General features: G+C 61.4%; 15 protein-coding genes and 1 tRNA gene. 3 read left to right on the forward strand and 13 right to left on the reverse strand.

The features are described 5' to 3' along the window. Positions 1–15: 15 nt before the first annotated feature. A complete protein-coding gene (locus DQ230_RS00935; RefSeq protein ID WP_113910612.1) occupies positions 16–1,329 on the forward strand; it encodes a TRAP transporter large permease in 1,314 nt (437 codons plus the stop codon). A 209-nt stretch (positions 1,330–1,538) separates the two neighbouring features. Here the strand turns inward: DQ230_RS00935 and rpoC are convergent, their stop codons facing one another. From rpoC to DQ230_RS00995, 12 genes are all read right to left on the reverse strand, one after another. Continuing rightward, positions 1,539–5,768 carry a DNA-directed RNA polymerase subunit beta' gene (rpoC, locus tag DQ230_RS00940; protein WP_113910613.1) on the reverse strand — a complete coding sequence of 1,410 codons (4,230 nt, stop codon included), beginning with the start codon at positions 5,766–5,768 and terminating at the stop codon, positions 1,539–1,541. Between the two features lie 88 nt (positions 5,769–5,856). Continuing rightward, positions 5,857–9,993, reverse strand: a complete 4,137-nt coding sequence (rpoB, locus tag DQ230_RS00945) for a DNA-directed RNA polymerase subunit beta (protein WP_113910614.1) — start codon at positions 9,991–9,993, stop codon at positions 5,857–5,859. Positions 9,994–10,305: 312 nt separating this feature from the next. Beyond that, a complete protein-coding gene (gene rplL, locus DQ230_RS00950; RefSeq protein ID WP_113910615.1) occupies positions 10,306–10,680 on the reverse strand; it encodes a 50S ribosomal protein L7/L12 in 375 nt (124 codons plus the stop codon). A 72-nt stretch (positions 10,681–10,752) separates the two neighbouring features. Further along, on the reverse strand, positions 10,753–11,271 hold the full coding sequence (rplJ, locus tag DQ230_RS00955) for a 50S ribosomal protein L10 (protein ID WP_113910616.1): 519 nt from the start codon (positions 11,269–11,271) through the stop codon (positions 10,753–10,755). A 318-nt stretch (positions 11,272–11,589) separates the two neighbouring features. Continuing rightward, complete coding sequence (locus DQ230_RS00960; protein WP_113910617.1) at positions 11,590–12,009, reverse strand: adenylyltransferase/cytidyltransferase family protein; 420 nt, start codon at positions 12,007–12,009, stop codon at positions 11,590–11,592. A gap of 91 nt (positions 12,010–12,100) precedes the next feature. After that, on the reverse strand, positions 12,101–12,925 hold the full coding sequence (locus DQ230_RS00965) for a LicD family protein (protein WP_113910618.1): 825 nt from the start codon (positions 12,923–12,925) through the stop codon (positions 12,101–12,103). 177 nt (positions 12,926–13,102) lie between these two features. Continuing rightward, positions 13,103–13,801, reverse strand: coding sequence for a 50S ribosomal protein L1 (rplA, locus tag DQ230_RS00970; RefSeq protein WP_113910619.1), 699 nt, complete (start codon positions 13,799–13,801; stop codon positions 13,103–13,105). A gap of 1 nt (position 13,802) precedes the next feature. Further along, positions 13,803–14,228 carry a 50S ribosomal protein L11 gene (gene rplK / locus DQ230_RS00975; protein WP_113910620.1) on the reverse strand — a complete coding sequence of 142 codons (426 nt, stop codon included), beginning with the start codon at positions 14,226–14,228 and terminating at the stop codon, positions 13,803–13,805. Positions 14,229–14,365: 137 nt separating this feature from the next. Then, complete coding sequence (gene nusG, locus DQ230_RS00980) at positions 14,366–14,896, reverse strand: transcription termination/antitermination protein NusG (protein ID WP_113910621.1); 531 nt, start codon at positions 14,894–14,896, stop codon at positions 14,366–14,368. A gap of 216 nt (positions 14,897–15,112) precedes the next feature. Beyond that, positions 15,113–15,310, reverse strand: a complete 198-nt coding sequence (gene secE / locus DQ230_RS00985) for a preprotein translocase subunit SecE (protein ID WP_113910622.1) — start codon at positions 15,308–15,310, stop codon at positions 15,113–15,115. A gap of 179 nt (positions 15,311–15,489) precedes the next feature. Beyond that, positions 15,490–15,565: transfer RNA gene (locus DQ230_RS00990), tRNA-Trp, on the reverse strand. A gap of 69 nt (positions 15,566–15,634) precedes the next feature. Then, positions 15,635–16,264, reverse strand: coding sequence for a hypothetical protein (locus tag DQ230_RS00995; protein WP_113910623.1), 630 nt, complete (start codon positions 16,262–16,264; stop codon positions 15,635–15,637). Between the two features lie 128 nt (positions 16,265–16,392). Here DQ230_RS00995 and DQ230_RS01000 point away from each other — a divergent pair, with 128 nt between their 5' ends. Together DQ230_RS01000 and DQ230_RS01005 are read left to right on the forward strand one after the other, a co-directional pair. Then, positions 16,393–17,760 (forward strand): cytochrome P450, encoded by a 1,368-nt coding sequence (locus DQ230_RS01000; RefSeq protein WP_113910624.1) that lies wholly within the window; start codon positions 16,393–16,395, stop codon positions 17,758–17,760. Between the two features lie 121 nt (positions 17,761–17,881). Continuing rightward, entirely contained in the window at positions 17,882–18,235 is a 354-nt protein-coding gene (locus tag DQ230_RS01005; RefSeq protein ID WP_113910625.1) for a hypothetical protein, read from the forward strand. 124 nt (positions 18,236–18,359) lie between these two features. Here the strand turns inward: DQ230_RS01005 and DQ230_RS01010 are convergent, their stop codons facing one another. Next, on the reverse strand, positions 18,360–20,681 hold the full coding sequence (locus DQ230_RS01010; protein WP_113910626.1) for a DNA topoisomerase IV subunit A: 2,322 nt from the start codon (positions 20,679–20,681) through the stop codon (positions 18,360–18,362). Positions 20,682–20,792 lie beyond the last annotated feature (111 nt).

Here is a 20,792-nt window from a genome sequence, read left to right on the forward strand (position 1 = left end):
ATCAAGGAACGATTTATGGAAAATCTGGACCCGCTGGCCATTACCGGCATCATGTTTGCGTCAATGCTGCTGCTGATGGCGCTGGGCGCGCCGCTGGCATGGGCATTGACGATCTGCGGCATCGGCAGCGCCTATGCGATCTATGGCGATGGGGGTCTGGATCTGCTGATATCCTCGACTTTCAGCGCGATGGACAACTTCCTGCTGGTGGCGCTGCCGCTTTTCATCTTCATGGGGCTGGTACTGCAACGCTCGGGCATCACGGACGACCTGTTCGAGATGATTCACAAGCTTATGGGCCGCCTGCCCGGCGGTCTGGGTATCGGCACGGTCATCATCTGCGCGCTGATTGCGGCAATGGCGGGCGTGTCCGGCGCGGCGACGGTCAGCCTTGGCATCATCGCCCTGCCCGCGATGCTGAATCGCGGCTATGACAAGCGGCTGGTTACGGGCACCATCATGGCCGGCGGCGCGCTTGGCTTTCTGATCCCGCCCAGCGTTCTGATGATCATCTACGCGTTTCTCAGCCGCGACTCGGTTGGCAAGCTTTTTGCCGCCGGGCTGATGCCGGGCCTGATGCTGGCCACCATCTACATCATCTACATCCTGATCCGCTGCCGCATCAACCCCACCCTCGGCCCCCCCGCCGAGGAGCAATTCACGACCGCCGAAAAGCTGAAATCCCTGCGCTTCCTGATCGCGCCGGGCCTGCTGATCTTTACCGTATTGGGCTGCATCATCGGCGGCATCACCTCCCCGTCCGAGGCGTCGGCCATCGGCGCATTCGGCGCGCTGCTGATCGCGGCGGTTCAGCGCCGGCTCAGCTGGGACACGCTGCGCTATGTCATGCTGTCCACGACCAAGCTGATGGGCATGCTGATGTGGATCACCATCGCCGCCGTCTTCTTCTCCAAGATCTATGTCGGCGTCGGCGCCGGGATGGTCGTGGGCGAGTTGATCGAGGATTATGACCTGTCGCCCAATCTGGTGATCGTCGCGATGCTGCTGACATATTTCATCCTGGGTATGTTTCTGGATGATTTTGCAATCGTGTTCATCACCGTCCCGCTGTTTGTGCCGATTGTGCGCGATCTGGGGTTCGACACGACATGGTTCGCTGTTCTGTTCATCCTCAGCATGCAGTCCGCCTATCTGACGCCGCCATTTGGCTACAACCTGTTCTACATGCGGTCGGTCGCGCCCAAGGATGTGACCATCGGTGACATCTACATGTCTGCGCTGCCATTCGTGGCCTTGCAGATCCTTGGCCTGTTTCTGGTCTTCATGTTTCCGCAGATCGCGCTTTGGCTGCCCAGCCTGATCTTCTGATCACGTCGGCACATTTTCTGCGGGCGGCTTAGCAGCTGCCCGCAGCCATCGGCCCCCTCTTATAAATCAGACCGCCCGCCAAAGACGGCATTTATCCCTGCGCGCCCTCTTGCCCTGCGGCGACCGGCGCAACGTCGCGCCCAGTCATTGCAAGGAAAAAGGGGCCCCGCGTCACCGCGAGGCCCCTTTCAGCTTGAGCTGAGAACGCTTTACTCGTCGCCGTTCTCTGGCGTCTGAACCATCGTCTCGCCATCATCGTCCATCACCGGAGCAGCAAGGGCGGCGGCCGCTGCGGCCTCCTCCCGGCGTGCTTCGATCACGACGTTATCGCGGCTGACGGCAATCTTGCGCATTTCCTGCGTCGCGCCGCCGGTGCCCGCCGGGATCAGGCGGCCCACGATGACGTTTTCCTTCAGGCCGACCAGCTTGTCCCGCTTGCCCTGAACCGATGCTTCGGTCAGCACGCGCGTCGTTTCCTGGAAGGACGCCGCCGAGATGAAGCTGCGCGTTTGCAGCGACGCCTTGGTGATGCCCAGAAGGATCGGCTCGCCCGTGGCCGGACGCAGGTTCTTGGCCAGCGCCTTTTCGTTTACGGCGTCATATTCCGCCTTGTCCACATGCTCGCCCTTCAGCAGCGTTGTCTGGCCGCTGTCCTGGATTTCCCATTTCTGGAGCATCTGACGCACGATGACTTCGATGTGCTTGTCGTTGATCCGCACACCCTGCAGGCGATAGACGTCCTGCACTTCGTCGATCATGTAATCGGCCAACGCCTCGACACCCAGAATGGCAAGGATGTCATGCGGCGCCGGGTTGCCGTCCATGATGTAGTCGCCCTTCTGGACAAAGTCACCTTCCGCAACCGGGATGTGCTTGCCCTTGGGCACCATGTATTCGACCTTGTGATCGGGATCCTCGGCAGACTCGATCGAGATACGGCGCTTGTTCTTGTAGTCCTTGCCGTAGCGCACATAGCCGTCGATTTCCGCGATGATGGCGTGATCCTTGGGGCGGCGCGCCTCAAAGAGTTCGGCCACACGCGGCAGACCACCGGTGATGTCCTTGGTCTTGGCACCCTCGCGCGGAATACGCGCGACGACGTCACCCATCTTGACCGCGTCACCCTCATCAATGCTGAGGATCGCGTCGACCGACATTGCATAGCTGACGGGGTTGCCCGCGTCATTGCGCATCGGCTCGCCATCTTCGCCAACGATAAAGATCTCGGGCTTCAGCTCGTTGCCCTTGGGGGCCGCGCGCCAGTCCATCACGATCTTCTGGGTCATGCCGGTGGCATCGTCCGTCTCATCGCGCAGGGCGACGCCCGTCACGAGGTCAACAAACTTCGCCGTACCCGATTTCTCGGCGATGATCGGCAGGGTGTAGGGATCCCATTCAAACAGCTTGTCGCCGCGCGCAATGGTATCGCCCGCCCGCACATGCAGCTTGGTGCCGTAGCCGACCTTGTGGCTGGCCAGCTCGACATCGCCCTCGCCCAGGATGAGCAGCTTCATGTTCCGGCCCATGACCAGCATCTCGCCGGCCGCGTTTTCCAGCGTCTGCTCGCCGTCGAAGGCGATCTTGCCCGACTGGCTGGCCTCAAGGAACGATTGCTGACCACCCTGCGCAACACCGCCGATGTGGAATGTCCGCATCGTCAGCTGCGTGCCCGGCTCGCCGATCGACTGCGCGGCAATGATGCCGACAGCCTCGCCCTGGTTCACCATGGTGCCGCGCGCAAGGTCACGCCCGTAGCACATGGCGCAGACGCCATCTTCGGCCTCGCAGGTCAGGGGGCTACGGATGCGCGCGGTCTGCACCGCGGCCTCCTCAACCGTGTCGGCGGTAACTTCGTCTATCAGCTGACCTTCCTTGACCAGCACCTCTTCGGTGCCGGGGCGCAGGATGTCCTCTGCCGCGACGCGGCCCAGGAGACGCTCGCCGATGGACGACACGACCTCGCCGTCGTTGACCGCAGCTTCGGTGGTGATGGCGCGGGTGGTGCCGCAATCATGCTCGCGCACGATGCAATCCTGCGCCACGTCCACCAGACGGCGCGTCAGATAACCCGAGTTCGCCGTTTTCAGGGCGGTATCGGACAGACCCTTGCGGGCACCGTGGGTCGAGTTGAAGTACTCAAGAACGGTCAGGCCTTCCTTGAAGTTCGAGATGATCGGCGTCTCGATGATGTCGCCGTTCGGCTTGGCCATCAGGCCGCGCATACCGCCCAGCTGCTTCATCTGCGTGACCGAGCCACGGGCGCCCGAATGGGCCATCATATAGACCGAGTTCGGCTCCGCTTCGACGCCACTCTCGTTCAGCTTGCTGGCCGAGATGGTGTTCATCATCGCCTCGGTGACCTGATCGTTACATTTCGACCAGGCATCGACCACCTTGTTATACTTCTCGCCCTGAGTGATCAGGCCGTCCATATACTGCTGCTCGAACCCTTTGACCTGATCGCGCGTCTCGCCCACCAGATCCCACTTGTTTTCGGGAACGACCATGTCGTCCTTGCCAAAGGAAATCCCGGCGCGGAACGCCTCGCGGAAGCCCATCGTCATGATCTGATCGCAGAAGATGACCGACTCCTTCTGACCGCAATAGCGGTAGACGGTGTCGATGACCTGCTGCACTTCCTTCTTGCGCAGAAGACGGTTGACCAGGCTGAACGGCGCCTTGGCATTCTTGGGCAAAAGCGCGCCCAGCCGCACGCGGCCCGGTGTCGTCTCGAACCGTTCAAACACCTGATTGCCCTCGGCGTCGATCTGCGGAATGCGCGCAGTGATACGCGCGTGCAGATGCACCTCGCCGCTGTCCAGGGCATGCTGAACCTCGTCGATGGACGAGAACATCATGCCCTCGCCCTTCATACCCGCACGCTCAAGCGTGGTATAATACAGGCCCAGGATCATGTCCTGCGACGGCACGATGATCGGCGCGCCGTTGGCGGGCGACAAAACGTTGTTCGTCGACATCATCAACACACGGCATTCCAGCTGCGCCTCAAGGCTCAGCGGCACGTGAACAGCCATCTGGTCACCGTCAAAGTCGGCGTTGAACGCCGAGCAGACCAGCGGATGCAGCTGAATGGCCTTGCCTTCGATCAGGATCGGCTCGAACGCCTGAATGCCCAGGCGGTGCAGGGTCGGCGCGCGGTTCAGCATCACGGGATGCTCGCGGATCACCTCGTCAAGGATGTCCCACACCTCGGGACGTTCCTTTTCGACCAGCTTCTTCGCCTGCTTGACGGTGGAGCTGAGCCCCTTGGCCTCAAGGCGCGAGTAGATGAACGGCTTGAACAGCTCCAGCGCCATTTTCTTGGGCAGACCGCACTGATGCAGTTTCAGCTCCGGGCCGGTCACGATGACCGAGCGGCCCGAGAAGTCGACCCGCTTACCCAGAAGGTTCTGGCGGAAGCGGCCCTGCTTGCCCTTCAGCATGTCGGATAGCGATTTCAGCGGACGCTTGTTGGCGCCGGTGATCACGCGGCCACGGCGGCCGTTGTCAAAGAGGGCGTCGACGGATTCCTGCAACATCCGCTTTTCGTTGCGCACGATGATATCGGGCGCGCGCAGCTCGATCAGGCGTTTCAGGCGGTTGTTGCGGTTGATGACCCGGCGGTAAAGATCGTTCAGGTCCGACGTGGCAAAGCGGCCCCCGTCCAGCGGCACCAGCGGGCGCAGCTCTGGCGGGATGACCGGAATGACGGTCATCACCATCCATTCCGGGCGGTTGCCGGATTCTAGGAACGACTCGACCACCTTCAGACGCTTGATGATCTTCTTGGGCTTCAACTCGCCGGTGGCCTCGGCCAGATCGGCGCGCAGGTTCTCGGCCTCGGATTCCAGATCAATCTGGGCCAGCATGTCGCGGATCGCCTCGGCGCCGATATTGGCGGTGAAGGCGTCGATGCCATAAGCATCCTGCGCGTCCATGAATTCCTCTTCGGTCAGCATCTGGCCATAGGTGAGGTCGGTCAGGCCCGGCTCGATCACGACGTAGTTCTCGAAATAGAGCACACGCTCCAGATCGCGCAGCGTCATGTCCAGCATCAGACCGATGCGGCTGGGCAGCGATTTCAGGAACCAGATATGCGCGCAGGGCGCGGCCAGCTCAATGTGGCCCATACGCTCGCGGCGGACCTTTTGCAGCGTGACTTCGACGCCGCATTTCTCGCAGACGACGCCGCGATACTTCATGCGCTTGTATTTGCCGCAAAGGCACTCGTAATCCTTGATCGGGCCAAAGATACGCGCACAAAACAGGCCGTCCCGCTCGGGCTTGAACGTGCGGTAGTTGATGGTTTCGGGCTTCTTGATCTCGCCGTAGGACCACGAAAGGATACGCTCCGGCGATGCCAGCGAGACGCGGATCTCGTCAAAGGTCGCTGCGGGCGCGACGGGGTTGAACGGGTTGTTTGTCAGTTCCTGGTTCATTTAGTTACCTCGAATTTTGGGTAGGCCGGAAAGGCAGGCGCCCGGTTTTCGTGTGAAAACCGGGCCAAGAAAATTACTGCGAATTTTCTTATTCTCCCCCTTCCGAATCCAGGAGTTCCATATTGAGGCCCAGACCCCGGACCTCCTTGACCAGCACGTTGAACGATTCCGGCACGCCGGCCTCGAAGCTGTCTTCGCCTTTGACGATGCTCTCGTAGACCTTGGTGCGGCCTGCCACATCGTCGGACTTGACCGTCAGCATCTCCTGCAAGGTGTAGGCGGCGCCGTAGGCTTCCAGTGCCCAGACCTCCATCTCACCAAAGCGCTGTCCACCGAACTGCGCCTTGCCGCCCAGCGGCTGCTGGGTGACCAGGCTGTAAGGCCCGGTCGAGCGTGCGTGGATCTTGTCATCGACAAGGTGGTGCAGCTTGAGCAGGTACTTCATGCCCACGGTCACGGGGCGCGCGAACTGCTCGCCGGTGCGACCGTCGAACAGGATCGACTGGCCCGACGTGTCAAAGCCGGCACGGCTGAGCGCGTCATTCACATCCGCCTCTTTCGCGCCGTCAAAGACCGGCGTGGCGATCGGAACACCGTTCGTCACGTTGCCCGCCGCCTCGACCAGTTGCGCATCGTCCATGTCCTTGATGCCCTCTTCAAAGACATCATCGCCATAGGCCAAGTGCATCGCTTCGCGCACCGGGGACAGATCACCATTGCGGCGATAGCCCTGAAGCGCCTCGTCGATCTTGATGCCAAAGCCGCGTGCGGCCCAGCCCATATGCGTCTCAAGGATCTGCCCGACGTTCATCCGGCTGGGAACGCCCAGCGGGTTGAGGCAGAAATCGACCGGCGTGCCATCGGCAAGGAACGGCATGTCCTCCATCGGAACCACCTTGGAGATGACGCCCTTGTTGCCGTGACGACCGGCCATCTTGTCACCCGGTTGCAGCTTGCGCTTCACCGCGATGAACACCTTGACCATCTTCATGACGCCGGGCGGCAGGTCGTCGCCGCGGCGCACCTTCTCGACCTTGTCCTCGAACCGCGCATCCAGGGCACGCTTCTGCGCCTCGTATTGCGCGTGCAGCGCTTCCATCACCTGCGCGTCGGCCTCTTCCTTCAGCGCCAGCTGCCACCACTGCCCCTTGGTCAGCGTGCTCAGCAGATCCTCGGTAATGTCCGAGTTCGACTTGACGCCCTTGGGGCCTTTGACGGCAACCTTGCCCAGGATCATGGTGTGCAGACGGGCGTAGATGTTGCGATCCAGGATCGCCAGCTCGTCGTCGCGGTCACGGGCCAGACGCTCGATCTCGTCGCGCTCGATCTGAAGCGCACGCTCGTCCTTTTCCACGCCGTGACGGTTGAAGACGCGCACTTCGACGACCGTGCCGAAATCGCCCGGCTTGACGCGCAAGGACGTGTCCCGCACATCGCTCGCCTTCTCGCCAAAGATCGCGCGCAGCAGCTTTTCCTCCGGCGTCATCGGGCTCTCGCCCTTGGGGGTGATCTTGCCCACAAGGATATCGCCCGGCTCCACGTCGGCGCCGATATAGACGATGCCGGCCTCGTCGAGGTTGCGCAGCGCCTCTTCGCCCACGTTGGGAATGTCGCGGGTGATCTCTTCCGGTCCCAGCTTGGTATCGCGCGCGGCGACTTCAAATTCCTCGATATGGATCGAGGTGAAGACGTCATCGCGGGAAATCCGCTCTGAGATCAGGATCGAGTCTTCGTAGTTGTAGCCATTCCACGGCATGAACGCGACGATGACGTTCCGGCCAACGGCCAGCTCGCCCATGTCGGTGGCGGGGCCATCGGCGATGACCTCATGCTTGCCGACCGTGTCGCCCACCTTGACCAGCGGACGCTGGTTGATGCAGCTATTCTGGTTCGAACGCTGGAACTTGCGCAGGCGGTAGATATCGACGCCCGGATCGCCCGGTTCCATATCCTCGGTCGCGCGCACAACGATACGCTGGGCATCGACCTGGTCGATGACACCGGCACGTTTCGCCATGATCGCGGCGCCCGAATCGCGGGCAACGACGCCTTCGATCCCGGTGCCGACCAGCGGTGCCTCGGCCTTGATCAGCGGCAGCGCCTGACGCATCATGTTCGAGCCCATCAGCGCGCGGTTCGCGTCGTCATTCTCAAGGAATGGGATAAGCGAGGCGGCCACCGAAACCAGCTGTTTCGGGCTGACGTCGATCAGATCGACATTCTCGTTGGGCGCAAGGGTATAGTCGCCGGACTGGCGGGTGCTGACCAGATCGTTCACGAACCGGCCATCATCGTCCAGATTGGCGTTCGCCTGCGCGATGGTGTGCCGCGATTCCTCGGTTGCGGACATGTATTGCACATCGTCCGTCACCTGACCGTCGACAACCCGGCGATAGGGCGTTTCGATAAAGCCGTATTTATTGACCCGCGCGAAGGTCGCCAGCGAGTTGATCAGACCGATGTTCGGCCCTTCGGGCGTTTCAATCGGGCACATGCGGCCATAGTGGGTGGGATGCACGTCACGCACCTCAAAACCGGCACGTTCGCGGGTCAAACCGCCCGGCCCAAGCGCGGACAGGCGGCGCTTGTGGGTCACCTCAGAGAGCGGGTTGGTCTGGTCCATGAACTGCGACAGCTGCGACGAGCCGAAGAATTCGCGCACGGCAGCGGCAGCAGGTTTGGCGTTGATCAGATCCTGCGGCATGACGGTGTCGATCTCGACAGAGCTCATCCGCTCCTTGATCGCACGCTCCATCCGCAAGAGGCCAACGCGGTACTGGTTTTCCATCAGCTCGCCGACAGAACGCACCCGGCGGTTGCCCAGATGGTCGATGTCGTCGATATCGCCCTTGCCATCGCGCAGCTCGACCAGCGCCTTGATGCAGGCGACGATGTCTTCGCGGCGCAGCGTGCGAACGGTGTCTTCGGCGTCCAGATCAAGGCGCATGTTCATCTTGACCCGGCCAACGGCGGACAGATCATAACGCTCGCTGTCAAAGAACAGCGTGTTGAACAGGTTCGACGCGGCCTCCTCGGTGGGCGGCTCGCCGGGGCGCATGACGCGGTAGATGTCCATCAGCGCGGTCTCGCGGCTCATGTTCTTGTCCGCGGCCATGGTGTTGCGGATGTAGGGGCCGACGTTGATATTGTCGATGTCCAGCACCGGAATGTCGGTGATGCCCGCATCCAGCAGATCCTGAAGCGTGCCGCCGGTAATATCGCCCGCCTTGTCGTATTCCAGCGTCAGCTCATCGCCGGCCTCGACGTAGATCGCTCCGGTTTCTTCGTTGATGATATCCTTGGCGGCGAACTTGCCCAGAATATGCTCGAACGGAACCAGAAGCTCGGTCACGTTGCCATCGTCGATCAGCTTTTTGACAGCGCGGGGCGTGACCTTCTTGCCAGCCTCGGCCAGGATTTCGCCGGTGGCTGCGTCAACCAGATCATAGGTGGGACGGGTGCCGCGCACACGCTCGGGGAAGAACTTGGTGACCCAGCCCTTGCCCTTTTCCAGCTTGAACTGGATCGTGTCGTAATAGGCATTCATGATGTCTTCCTGGTCCAGCCCCATGGAATACAGCAGGGTGGTCACAGGCAGTTTGCGGCGGCGGTCGATGCGGCAGAACACGATGTCCTTGGCATCAAATTCAAAATCCAGCCACGAGCCGCGATAGGGAATGATGCGGCAGGCGAACAGCAGCTTGCCCGAGCTGTGCGTCTTGCCCTTGTCGTGGTCAAAGAACACGCCGGGGCTGCGGTGCATCTGGGAGACGATGACCCGCTCGGTGCCGTTGACGACGAATGTGCCGTTGGGCGTCATCAGGGGCATGTCGCCCATGAACACGTCCTGCTCCTTGATATCCTTGACGGATTTGGCGCCGGTATCCTCGTCGACATCGAACACGATCAGACGCAGCGTCACTTTCAGCGGCGCGGCATAGGTCATGTCGCGCTGCATGCACTCTTCGACGTCGTATTTGGGCTTTTCCAGATCGTAGCTGACGAATTCAATCACGCTGGTTTCGTTGAAATCCGAGATCGGGAAAACCGACTGGAACACGCCTTTGATGCCCTCGCCATCGGTTGGCGTGGCCTGCTCACCAGAGCGCAGGAACAGATCGTAGGAGGATTTCTGAACCTCGATGAGGTTCGGCATTTCGAGGACTTCGCGGATTTTACCGAAGTATTTGCGCAAACGCTTTTGGCCAAGATAGGATTGAGCCATGTGTCTGGTCACCTTTCAAATTCTGAGCGGTCGCGCGTGCTGTCGGGCCCCAGCCGCACGGCCATCAGAGAGAGCGGGGGTGCGGTCCATTCATGGCCATCGTCCCAAAGACGGCCTCCCGATCGCACGAACCTCGCCTGAGATAAGCCCCCTGCCCTGCGCCGCAACTGCACATGCCGGTATCGTGACCGGCACAGCATCCGGCACATGAGGGCCTGTCCAAGACAGGTTCGGCTGGACCCGGAAATTCCGGATCCAGCCACATCAGGCGGGGTAAGGCGGGGCGATATGCCCCGGCCCGATCCCCATCAATTACTTCAGCTCGACTTCGGCGCCAGCTGCTTCCAGCTTGGCCTTGATGTCGTCTGCTTCGTCCTTGGAGACCTGCTCCTTGACGGCCTTGCCACCGGCTTCGACCAGGTCCTTGGCTTCTTTCAGGCCCAGACCGGTGATTGCGCGGACTTCCTTGATCACGTTGATCTTGGAGGCGCCGGCCGACTTCAGGATGACGTCGAATTCGGTCTGCTCTTCAGCCGCTTCGCCGCCCTCTGCGGGGCCGGCCATCATCACTGCGCCGCCTGCTGCGGGCTCAATGCCGTACTCATCCTTCAGGATGGTTTTCAATTCTTGTGCTTCAAGCAGCGTCAGACCAACGATCTCTTCTGCCAGTTTTTTCAGATCAGCCATTTTTCCATGCTTTCCGTTTTAGATGTGTTCCAACGACAGGGCATCATGCCCTTGCCGGAAATTCCAGTTGCGTCAGGCCGCTTCGGCCTTTTCCTCGATGGTCGAGAGAATGCTCGCGATGTTCGAAGCAGGCGCGCCAATCGCACCGGCAATGTTCGAAGCGGGTGCGCCGATGCAGCTTGCGATCTGAGCGATAAGCTCGTCGCGCGAGGGCATCTTCGACACGGCTTCGACGCCGGCACGGTTCAGAGCGTTCTCACCCATTGCGCCGCCGAGGATCTCAAACTTCTTGTTATCCTTGGCAAAACCCTCGGCTACCTTGGCTGCTGCCACGGGATCCTCGGAATAGGTCAGAACGGTCATGCCCGTCAGGTAGCCTGCAATGGATGCGCAGGGCTTGCCGTCGAGGGCGATCTTGGCGAGCTTGTTCTTGGCAACGCGCACGGATGCCTCGGCCGCGCGTGCGCGCGCCCTCAGATCCTGCATTTCCGCAACTGTCAGTCCGGCGTAATGGGCAACCACTACGACGCCAGAGCTTTCGAAGATCTGGCCGAGTTCCTCGACCACTTTCTCTTTCTGGGCTCTATCCACAGTTTCACTCCAATATTCGGGGGAAAATTCCCCCGGCTCAGTTCAGCCGGACAAGTTTGCCCGGCATTTGGTCCTGTAAAACGGGGCATCGTCGACCCATCCAGACGCGCGGTCTGTCTGATCCAGTCACTCCCGCCTCAGGCAGGCTATTAAGGGCCAAGGCCCACCCACCTTCTTGGACGAAACGTACAAAAGACATAAGATGCGAATCTCATGCCACCTGCACCCTGCTGCCCATAGAGGTTTCTGCGCGTCTTGCCAACCCCTGCGGCACCGGAATGTGGAACGACCGCCGCGGCCCAGCCGAAAAGGAGCGGGTCATTTCGCCGCGTCGGCCCGCGCAAGCACCCGGCTCTTCAGTTCCGTCGTGGAAATATTATCCGTACGCGGCAGGTAAACCATCTCACATACATCCCTCAGATCATTGAAGCGATCGGTCCAGTCGCTGCCCATCGCAAAGATATCGGCATTATATGTGCGAATATCGCGGCGCTTTTGGTCCCAGCTTTCCTCGGGAATCACCAGATCGACATAGCGACATGCCCGAAGGATCTCAGCCCGCCCCTCATAGGGCGTGACGCACAATTTGCCCTTTTCGGCGTTGAACTCGTCGGTCGAGCAGCCAACGATCAGGCGGTCGCCCATCTGGGCCAGACGCGCCAACAGCCGGACATGCCCGGCATGGAACAAATCGAACGTGCCGTAGGTCAGGACTGTCGCGGCGGGCCTTTGCGCCATCTCAGACCTCCACAGCGCATTTGCGCAAAAAGCGGCCGAACTTGCGCTTTTGCGGCTTCCAGGGAAAAACGAAATAAGGGTCGGGTGATGTTCAGTCCGCGCCATAATTCACCGCCAGCATTTTCTCGGGCCGGGCGGGAATGGGCAATCCTGTCACATCGCAGGTTGCGAGCGGCAGCACATCGCCTTCTTCCAATTCGCCGTAGGTATGCGGATATACATAAGCCCCGGCGCCGGATACCCACGCCGGAAACAGGTCCACCTTCAGTCCGCCGGGCAGTCCAAGCGTTATTTGCGGCGCACGGGGCGATGACAGATCCTCGCCGCCGGCAAGCGATACAAGCGACGCGCGCATCTGGGCCCATTTGCGTCCGGCATCACGCTCGTCTTTCGCCTCGATCAGCACGGCCAGATCTATATCGTCATCATGATCAATCAACTTGCCATCCCGAACCACACCCAGCAACGTACCCGAATTCAGAAAAACACCGGAAACATGCCCGGAAAGACGCGCGATCAGATCGCGCGTCTGCACCCAGATGGGCTGATGATCCTGTGCGGCAAAACCAGCTACGCCGAAATCATGACCCACAATGATCTGCGTTCCGAGGCGCTCCTTGAGCAAGGCTTCAAACGCATCAAAGGCCTCGGGATTGCCCTCTTCCACGCGCAATTTCCGGAGCGTATTCAGAAAGATCCGGGTCCGGGCGGGGCGGATGCGTCCGGCCAGTTGCAGCATGATGCGGGCTTCAAGCTCGATCAGCCCGCGCGGCGACTGCGCGACGGCGTCCAACGCATTCGTGTGGCTGAACACATCGAAATTCTCGCTGCGCTGTGCCAGTTCAGCGGACGCGATGTCATGAATCGCCTTGATCTTGGCCTCTTGCGCGGTGTCTTGCGCTGGATCTGATCGCATGAATGTTGCTCCGTTTTGCAATCTATGGCTGCGGGTGCGATCAGATGCTATGCAATCTGGCCGGGAACGCAAGATTTGCCGGACCGCACGCCGAATTGCAAACGCTGTGACGTATAAAGGAAACAGGCCCCGCGTCAGCGGAGCCTGTTCAAAACGTCGCTTGGTACTATTTCGCGATCACTCGACCGCGGCATCCGCCACGTCGATTGTCACGCCCGGACCCATGGTGGAGGTCAGCGAGATACGCTTCATATACGCACCCTTGGCGCCGCTCGGGCGGGCCTTTTGCACGGCGCTGATGAAGGCGCGCACGTTTTCAACCAGTTTGGCCTGATCGAAGGATGCCTTGCCAACACCGGCATGAACCACGCCGGCCTTCTCGGCCTTGAACTGTACCTGGCCGCCCTTGGCGTCCTTGACAGCCTGCGCCACATCCATCGTCACCGTCCCGATTTTCGGGTTCGGCATCAGGTTGCGCGGGCCCAGCACCTTGCCCAGACGGCCCACGACGGGCATCATGTCAGGCGTGGCGATGCAGCGGTCAAAATCGATCTTGCCGCCCTGCACGGTTTCCATCAGATCCTCGGCGCCGACGATGTCCGCACCTGCGGCCTGCGCTTCTTCGGCCTTGGCGCCGCGGGCAAAGACAGCGACGCGGACGTCCTTGCCGGTGCCGTTGGGCAGGCCGACAACACCGCGCACCATCTGGTCGGCGTGGCGCGGGTCAACACCCAGATTGACGGCGATTTCGATGGTTTCATCGAATTTCGCATTGGCGTTGCCCTTGACCAGTGCAACGGCGTCCTCGACCGTCAGATCGGACTTGCCCTCAAAGGCTTCGCGGGCTGCGCGTGCGCGTTTTCCAAGTTTTGCCATCTTACTTCACCTCGATGCCCATGGAGCGTGCGCTTCCGACGATGATCTTCATCGCGGACTCGACGTCGTTTGCGTTCAGGTCTTTCCACTTGGCTTCGGCGATCTCGCGGACCTGCTTGACCGTCACGGACCCCGCCGTGTCGCGGCCCGGCGTCTTGCCGCCCGACTTCAGCTTGGCGGCCTTCTTGAGGTAATAAGCCGCCGGAGGCGTCTTGATTTCCATCTCAAAGGATTTGTCCTGGTAATAGGTGATCACGGTCGGGCACGGTGCGCCCGGCTCCAGATCCTGCGTCTTGGCGTTGAACGCCTTGCAGAATTCCATGATGTTGATGCCGCGCTGACCCAGTGCGGGGCCGACGGGCGGGCTGGGGTTGGCTTGCCCGGCTTTCACCTGCAGCTTCATCTTCCCGGCGAGTTTCTTGGCCATGAGGCCTCTCCTTCCAATTCAACAGGCTTTGGGGCGCGCCCCGCAGCCAACTCAGTTGCGTGGTCCGGGCTTGGGTGCCGCGGCCCCCTCACCTCCCACAGGATGCCCGGATAGATCCGGGCGGCATCGCGCAGCCCCTATTGCTTGGAGACTTGCGTGAATTCCAGTTCGACCGGGGTTTCCCGGCCAAAGATCGACACCGACACCTTGAGGCGCTGATGCTCCTCGTCGACATTCTCGACCGATCCGTCGAAGCCCTCGAACGGGCCATCGTTGACCTTGACCTTCTCGCCGATCTCGAAATGGATCAGGGTGCGCGGGCTGTCCTCGCCTTCCTGAACGCGGCCGAGGATGGCCTGCACTTCGGAATCGCGCATCGGCATCGGGCGCCCCTGCGGCCCCAGAAAACCGGTGACGCGGTTGATCGAGTTGATCATGTGATAGCCCTTGTCGGACATTTCCATCCGCACCAGCACATAACCGGGCATGAAGCGGCGCTCGGCGGTGACCTTCTTGCCACGGCGCACTTCGATCACTTCCTCGGTCGGAACCAGCACCTCGTCGATGTCATCCTCAAGGCCGTTTTCAACGATCGAGGTTCTGATCTGCTCGGCGATCTTCTTTTCGAAGTTCGAAAGAACGCTCACCGAGTACCACCGCTTTGCCATGCTGAGCTATTCCCTCGTATCACACGGCCATATTGGCCGAAATTTCCTGTCCTGCACCGTCTGCATCGCGCAGCGACGTGCCGAACATCCGTTAAACAAAATCGGCGCGAAGCTCGATTCGCCGCGCGCCATATTGCAGAATTGTGCAGCAGTTACCCGTCATCGCGCCCGGTTTCAAGGGGCTGCATCCACAAACGCGGCCCCACCTTCGCGCAATCAGCCGAAAATGTTCAGAACCGCCTGAAGGCCGCTGCGAATACCCAAGTCCACCAGCGCAAAGAAAGCCGCTGTCAGCGCGGCCATGATGAACACCATGACGGTGGTCAGCAGCACTTCGCGGCGGGTCGGCCAGACGACCTTGGAGACTTCCGAGCGGACCTGCTGAACGAACTGAAGCGGATTGGTGCGTGCCATGCGCTGCCTTCTTTACTGTTTAGGTGGTCCTGCGCGGCGCAGCACCATTGAGGGCGCACATACCCGGCAGGCGCGCGGAATTCAAGAGGCCAAGCACCAGCGGGCGCGATCCCGAGCGGCGCAAACGCAATCGCCGCGCCTACGGCCGACCGCTTGAATACACATTCCTATCTGGAAAATGGCAGGGGCACCAGGGTTCGAACCCGGGACCTACGGTTTTGGAGACCGTCGCTCTACCAGCTGAGCTATACCCCTGCAATGTGCGACCGATTACGCGACCTTGGGGCGGGAATCAAGCCATCAATCGCACAGAAAATCGCACGATCAGCTTTTTGTCGGCGCGGATTTCGCCGGGGCCGCAGCAGGCGCAGCGGCGGGCTTTGCTGCCTTGGGTGCAGCGGCCCGGTCCGCCGCTGTCCCGCCGAACCAGTCCTTTTGATGTTTTTCGCGCATCATCCAGTTCTGGATCAGCTTTGCCGCGTTGCGCGCCAGATTGGTCATCTGCTCTTCTTTCGATTGCGTCAGCCCCGAGCCAACCCAGGTTTCCCCGGAAAAGGATTCGATGACGGTGATCTGCTCGGGCTTTTCATTCAGCTTCTTGCCGGCCGCATCATCCCACAGCGTGACCTTGACGATCAGCGCCGATTTGGGCGAGGCCACCACCGGCACGCCCGGCACCGCCAGAACATAGCCCTCGATAGACACGCCAATATGATAAAGCTTGTCGCCGTCGTAACGGCTGAACCGCTCGTCAATGGCCTTGGTCATTGCGGCAACCCACTCGGCGTCCGACGCATCGCGCGATGCGGGGCCTTTGGTGATGTTTGGCGTCACCACGATATTATGGGCCAGCTTGAAATCCCCCAGGGGTGCCGGCCCCTCGTCCAGATCGTTGGGGTTGGTGCAGGCGGCAAGACCTATCAGCAGGGCAGCAACGGCAAAAAGGCGATACATGGGCAGATCCTTGGCAGGCGAAAACAGATGTGCAAGCCTCGCCGCGATAGCGCACCCGCGCCGTTTTCGCAACGAATTGCAGGCGCGGTGATTTGCCGGGCGGTATCGCCGCGCCTATATGATGGATCATGACGACAGATACATCCCAGACACCCAGACTGCCCGTCCGCGTTCCGCTGGTCACGCAGCCGATGGGCATTTTCGCCAGCCTCAATGCCGCCCGCCGCAACGTGCTGAGCATCATTCCCGATATTGCCACGCGCCAGCCGATGGTATCGGGGCGCACCGGCAAACGCTGGCATATGGTGATGGACCCCGGCGCGCTGCGCCGTGTCCTGTTGGAGAACGAGAGCAATTATCCAAAATCGCTGGTTACGAAAAACCTGCTGCGTCCCGCCATAGGTGACAGCATGTTCATCGCTGAAGGCGCGCATTGGCGCTGGCAGCGGCGCGCGGCGGCGCCGGTGTTTTCCCACCGCAACGTGCTGAACCTTGCACCGATCATGACCGCCGCCGCGACGCGCAGCGCCGAGCGGATCGCCGCCGCAGGCCCGCGCGCCGTGGACGTGGCCGAGGATATGGTGCGCACCACCTTTGACGTCATCGGCGAAGTGACGTTTTCCGGCGATGGCAGCTTTGATTCGGACGCCGTACACGGCGCCATTGATGCCTATATCGCCGAGGCGGGCAAAATCTCGCTTTTCGATATTCTGGGCCTGCCTGACTGGGTGCCGCGCCCCGGACGCATGGTGTCGGGCGCGGCGATGAAGCAGATGAAATCCATTGCCGACGACGCGGTGGAGGCGCGCCGCCAGCGCGGCCCGCAGGGTGTGCCAGACCTGCTGGATCTGCTGCTGGAGGGCGAGGATCCCGAGACAAAGCGCCGGATGAATACTGCCGAGCTGCGCGATAACCTGCTGACATTTATCGTGGCCGGGCACGAGACGACGGCGCTGACGCTGGCATGGTCTCTCTATCTGTGCGCGTTTGATCCGCGCGTGCAGGACAAGGCACGCGCCGAAATCCGCGCCGTTTGCGGGGATCGGCCTGCCACCGGCGATGATGTGGCCCGCCTGCCCTATATCCGCCAGATCGCGGATGAGGCGCTGCGCCTGTATCCGCCCGCTGCCATGGTGTCGCGCAGCGCCGCGGCGGATGACACGCTGTGCGGCCGGCATATCCGCAAGGGCGATACGGTCATCGTTCCGATCTATGCCCTGCATCGCCATCATCAGTTGTGGCAGGATCCCGACGCGTTTCGCCCCGAGCGGTTCGAGAACCGCAAGGATGTGCAGCGCTATGCCTACCTGCCCTTTGGCGACGGGCCGCGCATCTGTATCGGCGCCAGTTTTGCGTTGCAGGAGGTGGTCATCATTCTGGCCACATTGCTGGGCAGGTTCCGGTTTTCCCCTGTCGCCGGCCGCGACCCGGACCCTGTGATGATCCTGACACTGCGCCCCGAAGGCGGCGTTTGGCTGACGGCAGAGCCGCTGTAGGTGCTGCTGCCAGCCTCCAGCGGAAAGGCGCGCAGGGGTCATCAGGCGCGCCGCCAACACCATTGATAACCGGCCTCTCGCCCTATCTAGTGAAGCTCAACCAACAACGGAGATACCGCACATGACCATCCGAATCGCCACCCGCGCCGCTTTGGCCGCGGCCCTTGCTCTTGGCACGTTTGCAACCGACGCCATGGCCGCCTCCAGCGCGGAGGAACTGCGCGCGGCGCTCGTTGGCAATACCTTCACCGGCGACATGGGCGGCGGCGGCTATGCCAGCTATTTCGCCGAGGACGGCACCTACGAGGACGCATCCGGCGGCGGAAAGTATGAGATCACCGACGACGGCGTTTGCTACCCCGGCACCGATTTCGGCTGCTACGAGGCACAGATCGACGGCAATCAGCTGGAGTGGTTCCAGAACGGCGAAAGCGCCGGCACCGGCATGATCAAGCAGGGCAACACGCTGGAGTAATCCAGCAACCATGCACAGCATTCAGGGCGGCATCTGCCGCCCTTTTTCGTGCAGGACAGCCTCTGGCGGAGGCAGGGTTTCACGGCGACAGGCGCAGCCTGCACAGCACCGGTCACATACGGTGTCAGCCGGTGAATTTGTTATCCCGCGGGAAGCCGCGCGGCGCCATCCGGCCTGATCCCGCACGCTTGCCTATCCAGTCGTCCAGCTGCGTTTCGGTCCGGGTGCGCCCCGCCGGGTCCAGCCATGTCAAACCGGCGGACAGATGGAACGTGGTCGCATCGCTCAGCCCGCCATCCTTGTACTTTTGCAACCTCACGCCCTTACCTCTCCCCATTTCGGGTAGCTCGGACAGGGCAAAAACCAACACCTTGCGGTTTTCCCCGACGACGGCGACGTGATCGCCCGCAACAGGGCGACAGACGATGGCGCGGGCCGGGCTGCGCACGTTCAGAACCTGCTTGCCGCCGCGTGTCTGGGCCAGAACATCATCCTCGGGCACCACGAACCCGTCACCGGCGCTGGAGGCAAGCAACAGCTTGCGGCCCGGCTGGTGGATCAGGATATCGACGATCTCGGCCTCGTTCGGCAGGTCGACCATCAGGCGTAGCGGCTCGCCCATGCCGCGCCCGCCGGGCAGGTTTGACGCCGGGATCGTGTAGAACCGTCCATTGCTGGCATAGACCAACAGCCGGTCGGTGGTTTCGGCGTGAAACAGGAAACGCGGCCCATCACCGTCCTTGAATTTCAACTCGCGCGTCAGGTCGATATGCCCGGTCATCGCGCGGATCCAGCCCATCTGACTGCACACCACCGTGATCGGCTCGCGGTCGATCATCGCCTCCAGCGGCACCTCCTCGACCTCGCCCGCGACGGCAAACTGCGTGCGGCGGGCGCCGCCGGCAGAGTTTTTGCCGAACAGCTTCTTGACGTCGCGCAGCTGGTCAGCCACCGAATTCCACTGAAGCTCGGGGTGTTCCAGCAGGTCCTCCAGCGCGGCACGTTCCTCCATCAGGGCGCTTTGCTCTTTCAGAAGCTCGATCTCTTCGAGGCGGCGCAGGCTGCGCAGGCGCATGTTCAGGATGGATTCGGCCTGAAGATCGGTCAGCCCGTCCGCACCCCCCTCGGCGGGGGGCACATAGTCCGACTCGTCCGTGGCGCGGACAAAATCGCGGCCCCAATCCTCGCGCATCAGCGCGGCTTTGGGCGCATCGTCATAGCGGATGATGTCGATCACGCGGTCAAGGTTCAGGAAGGCGACAATCAGCCCTTCGAGGATCTCCAGCCGGTGGTCGATCTTCTCCATCCGGTAGACGGTGCGGCGCTGCAATACGTCGCGGCGGAAATCGAGGAAGGCGCGCAGCACCTCCTTCATCGAGCAGACTTTTGGCGTAACCCCGTCGATCAGGACGTTCATATTCAACGAAAATCGCACTTCGAGGTCCGAGTTGCGATACATCATGTTCATCAAAAGCTCGGGCGCGACGTTCTTGCTGCGCGGCTCCAGAACCAGACGGATATCCTCGGCGCTTTCATCGCGGACGTCGCCCAGGATCGGGATCTTTTTCAGCTGAATTATCTCGGCGATCTTTTCGATCAGGCGGGATTTCTGCACCTGATAGGGGATCTCGGTGACGACGATCTGCCACTGGCCGCGGCCCAGATCCTCGACCTCCCATTTGCAGCGCAGGCGGAACGATCCGCGCCCGGTGCGGTAGGCTTGCGCGATGCTTTCGGATGGCTCGACGATGGTGCCGCCGGTCGGAAAATCCGGACCCGGCACGTATTTCAGCAGCGTGTCATCCTGCGCATCGGGCGCCTTGATCAGGTGCAGGCAGGCGTCGATCAGCTCGGCAATGTTGTGGGGCGGAATGTTGGTCGCCATCCCCACCGCGATACCGCTGGACCCGTTGGCCAAAAGATTCGGGAAACTGGCCGGCAGAACGACCGGTTCGGTCAGGGTGCCGTCGTAGTTATCCCGAAAATCGACGGCGTTCTCATCCAGCCCCTGAAGAAGCGCCTCGGCCGCCGCTGTCATGCGCGCCTCGGTATAGCGCGCGGCGGCGGGGTTATCACCGTCGATATTGCCGAAATTGCCCTGCCCGTCGACCAGCGGATAGCGGACCGCGAAATCCTGCGCGAGGCGCGCCATGGCGTCATAAATCGCCGCATCGCCGTGCGGATGGTAGTTGCCCATCACGTCGCCGCTGATCTTGGCCGACTTTCTGAAGCCTCCGGTGGAACTTAGACGCAGCTCGCGCATTGCATAGAGGATGCGGCGGTGGACAGGTTTCAACCCGTCGCGCGCATCCGGCAAGGCACGGTGCATGATGGTGCTGAGCGCATATGTCAGATAGCGGTCGCCAATGGCGCGGCGCAGTGTTTCTGGCACAGGCTCGGGAGAGGTGTCACCGGGCGCGCCGGGAGTTTTGATCTTGTCGCTCATGGCTCGCGTCATAGCTGTGGCGCCGATGCTCGTAAAGCGTTCGTCGCACAGGGCCGTCGCGGTTTGTCGTTATCTGAGCAGGCGAATCGTGTTAACTTTTTGGTATTCGGG

Origin of the sequence: Roseovarius dicentrarchi (assembly GCF_003316635.1) — a bacterium.
GTDB classification, from domain to species: domain Bacteria; phylum Pseudomonadota; class Alphaproteobacteria; order Rhodobacterales; family Rhodobacteraceae; genus Roseovarius; species Roseovarius dicentrarchi.

Excerpts from the sequence above, each read along its gene's own strand:
- DQ230_RS00935 (WP_113910612.1), top strand. The coding sequence starts at position 16 with ATGGAAAATCTGGACCCGCTGGCCATTACCGGCATCATGTTTGCGTCA.
- rpoC (WP_113910613.1), bottom strand. The coding sequence starts at position 5,768 with ATGAACCAGGAACTGACAAACAACCCGTTCAACCCCGTCGCGCCCGCA.
- rpoB (WP_113910614.1), bottom strand. The coding sequence starts at position 9,993 with ATGGCTCAATCCTATCTTGGCCAAAAGCGTTTGCGCAAATACTTCGGT.
- rplL (WP_113910615.1), bottom strand. The coding sequence starts at position 10,680 with ATGGCTGATCTGAAAAAACTGGCAGAAGAGATCGTTGGTCTGACGCTG.
- DQ230_RS00960 (WP_113910617.1), bottom strand. The coding sequence starts at position 12,009 with ATGGCGCAAAGGCCCGCCGCGACAGTCCTGACCTACGGCACGTTCGAT.
- DQ230_RS00965 (WP_113910618.1), bottom strand. The coding sequence starts at position 12,925 with ATGCGATCAGATCCAGCGCAAGACACCGCGCAAGAGGCCAAGATCAAG.
- rplA (WP_113910619.1), bottom strand. The coding sequence starts at position 13,801 with ATGGCAAAACTTGGAAAACGCGCACGCGCAGCCCGCGAAGCCTTTGAG.
- rplK (WP_113910620.1), bottom strand. The coding sequence starts at position 14,228 with ATGGCCAAGAAACTCGCCGGGAAGATGAAGCTGCAGGTGAAAGCCGGG.
- nusG (WP_113910621.1), bottom strand. The coding sequence starts at position 14,896 with ATGGCAAAGCGGTGGTACTCGGTGAGCGTTCTTTCGAACTTCGAAAAG.
- secE (WP_113910622.1), bottom strand. The coding sequence starts at position 15,310 with ATGGCACGCACCAATCCGCTTCAGTTCGTTCAGCAGGTCCGCTCGGAA.
- DQ230_RS00995 (WP_113910623.1), bottom strand. The coding sequence starts at position 16,264 with ATGTATCGCCTTTTTGCCGTTGCTGCCCTGCTGATAGGTCTTGCCGCC.
- DQ230_RS01000 (WP_113910624.1), top strand. The coding sequence starts at position 16,393 with ATGACGACAGATACATCCCAGACACCCAGACTGCCCGTCCGCGTTCCG.
- DQ230_RS01005 (WP_113910625.1), top strand. The coding sequence starts at position 17,882 with ATGACCATCCGAATCGCCACCCGCGCCGCTTTGGCCGCGGCCCTTGCT.
- DQ230_RS01010 (WP_113910626.1), bottom strand. The coding sequence starts at position 20,681 with ATGAGCGACAAGATCAAAACTCCCGGCGCGCCCGGTGACACCTCTCCC.